The organism is Pseudomonas edaphica (genome assembly GCF_005863185.1).
In the GTDB taxonomy this organism is placed as follows: Bacteria; Pseudomonadota; Gammaproteobacteria; order Pseudomonadales; family Pseudomonadaceae; genus Aquipseudomonas; species Aquipseudomonas edaphica.
In genome coordinates this window covers 1-2,660 of sequence record NZ_VBVZ01000760.1, presented here as the reverse complement: position 1 = coordinate 2,660, position 2,660 = coordinate 1, and the positions used below count along the sequence as shown (strand labels likewise).

The 2,660-nt window shown below is 57.0% G+C and carries 2 protein-coding genes; both read right to left on the bottom strand.

The genetic code is table 11. From position 1 onward, the window contains the following. Positions 1 to 67: 67 nt before the first annotated feature. Positions 68 to 973 carry a cation diffusion facilitator family transporter gene (locus tag FEM54_RS30105; protein ID WP_138454014.1) on the bottom strand — a complete coding sequence of 302 codons (906 nt, stop codon included), beginning with the start codon at positions 971 to 973 and terminating at the stop codon, positions 68 to 70. 197 nt (positions 974 to 1,170) lie between these two features. Beyond that, positions 1,171 to 1,935 (bottom strand): SDR family oxidoreductase, encoded by a 765-nt coding sequence (locus tag FEM54_RS30100; RefSeq protein ID WP_058422443.1) that lies wholly within the window; start codon positions 1,933 to 1,935, stop codon positions 1,171 to 1,173. Between the last annotated feature and the right edge of the window lie 725 nt (positions 1,936 to 2,660).

Genomic DNA, 2,660 nt, shown 5'->3' with positions numbered 1-2,660 from the left:
CATTTTGATGTGTGAACACAGTCAAATGTGGGAGCTGGCTTGCCTGCGATAGCGGTCTACCTGACTGTCATGCAATCCACTTGCGATCCCCAGTAAAACTGATCGTCAGCCAGCGCGCCGCATCCGGCGTACCCAACCCTGTGGATATCTCCTCGCGCAGCCCATCAAGCGTCGCCACGTTATCTACCGGGTAATTGGCCGGCAACACCACATGAATCTCGATAAACCGCGCCCGCCCGTGCTTTTGCACGTAAGACACGTAATCATCAAAACCGTGCCTGGCCTGGGCGGCATCCATCACTTCGCGCACTTTGTCATCCAAGTGGTCCGGGGCAATGCCCAGCACCTCACGCAACGCCGGGCGCAGGATCTTGAACGCCGGCGCCAGCATGCTCAGGGCCAGCAGAATCAGGATCAATGGGTCGACATACACCGCCCACTCGCCATAGCCCTGGGACTTGAGCAACAGCGCAGCGAGGAAGCTGATCAGCAAGCCCACCGACAGCATCGCGTCCACCAGCCAACTGATGTTGTCGAACTGGATCAGTGAAGATTTGAGCTTGCGATTGCGATAGCGCACGTAGAAGAAGTAGGCAAACTCGACCACGGTAAACACTGCCGCGTAGACGATCACCAGTCCCAACTCAATCTCACGCCCGCCATTGATGATGCCGAACACACCGTTGAGAAACGCGTAGATCGCGATCAACAACAGGAAGCTGCCTTCGATCAGCAGCACCATCGGTTCCAGGTGCCAGTAGCCGAACTGGAAACGCTCGTTGCTTTTCTTGGTGATCAGCTTGGCCGTGATCAGCATCAACACCTTGATGGCGGTGGCGATCAGCGAGAAAAAGCCGTCGAATAGAATGGACTGGGCGCCAGATATCACACCCGTGACAATCCCGGCGATCGCGACCGCGAACATCAGAATCGTCGATTGTTTGAGCAGTGCCTGCTCACCTCGGTTACTCACATTTCCTCCCGTCAAAACCTTTAAACCGCACAGTGCGGAGGGGTTTTCAGGCGTGGAGTGTACCTTATGTCCTGTTTTGGCCGATTTGACGCCATCGCAGGCAAGCCAGCTCCCACATTCGGCCGCATTCTCATGCAGGAACTCGGTCAAGTGTGGGAGCTGGCTTGCCTGCGAAGGACGCAACGCGGTCTTAAGCCTTACTTGGCCCCACGCTCAATCGCAAACCCAGCCCAGGTCTGGCTCACCGGCATCAGCTCCAACCGGTTGATGTTCACGTGCGCCGGGGTATTCATCACCCAGAAGATCGTGTCGGCAATGTCCTGCGGCTGGATCGGCTCGGCACCGGCATAGGTCGCGTCATAACGCGCCTGGTCACCGCCAAAGCGCACCAGCGAGAACTCGCTCTCACACAGGCCTGGCTCGATGTTGGTCACGCGCACGCCAGTGCCTTGCAGGTCGCAACGCAGGTTCAGCGAGAACTGCTTCACGAACGCCTTGGAACCGCCATACACGTGGCTGCCCGGGTACGGGTAGTTACCGGCGATGGACCCCAGGTTGATGATGCCGGCGCCACGGCCGTGGGCGATCAGGCGCGGCAACAGCAGGTTGGTGGTGGTCAGCAGGCCTTTGATGTTGGTGTCGACCATGGTTTCCCAATCGTCGAGGCTGCACTTGGGCGCAGGGTCGGTGCCCACGGCCAGGCCGGCGTTGTTGATCAGCCCGCGCAACTTGGCGAACGACGGCGGCAGGTTGGCGATGGCCTCCTCCATACCCTTGCGGTCACGCACGTCCACCACCAGGCCATGCACTTCGGTCTGCTTGGAAAGCTCTTCGACCAAGGCATTCAAACGGTCAGCACGACGGCCGGTAAGCACCAGTTTCCAGCCAGCGTCGGCAAAACGACGGGCGCAAGCTTCGCCAAAACCAGAGGTGGCGCCAGTAATAAACAGCGTGTCGGACATGGTGTTCTCCTTGCGGGCATCGGAAAAAAAACAGCCAGCAGAATGCCCTTACGCCGCGATTGCAGCAACCGCTAAGCGCATAACTTCATACACGGCTGGTTGTTTTTTGATCACTTCAGGCAAAGCCTTATAGAACGCGGCGTGCAGCCATATGCACGCAGGTTATCCACAACTGCGCCCACAGTCTTTGGGGGCAAGTGTAAAAAGCGCCAAGCCGCTCTATACAAGGCTTGCAGGCGATTTCAGAAAGTTTTTTGCTTGACCTTGGCCAAGGCGTATGTAGCCCAATGGCAAGAGGGAAAATCCGAACGATGGCTCCAGGCCAGTCATTCCGGCCTCTGCGGCCGTCTTTCCAGAGTTTAGTCACAGACTTATCCACAGGCTGTTCCGACATAAATCAGTCATATACCTGTGTCTTTAAACAGGTTGACAAAGCCCTCGGCAGGCCAGCAAAAACCGGCTGATCAATAAACAACCACCACGCTGCAAGCCACGGTTTTGAAGGCTTGCAGCCAGCTACTCCCACGTTACCCACAGCCGGTTCCACAGCGGATGGGGACAAGTCAAAACTGTGACAAAACAGGGATTTGCGGCGGCTATATGTCGCGCTTTGGAGGGTCTCTGGATTTGTTTTCCACAATTTGGCGGGAGCACTGAAAACACCCCAAAAATACCTGTGGGAACCGTTTCATGTGGGAGCTGGCTTGCCTGCGATGCAAGCACCT

Coding starts and splice junctions, on each gene's coding strand:
- FEM54_RS30100 (WP_058422443.1), bottom strand. CDS start 1,935: ATGTCCGACACGCTGTTTATTACTGGCGCCACCTCTGGTTTTGGCGAA.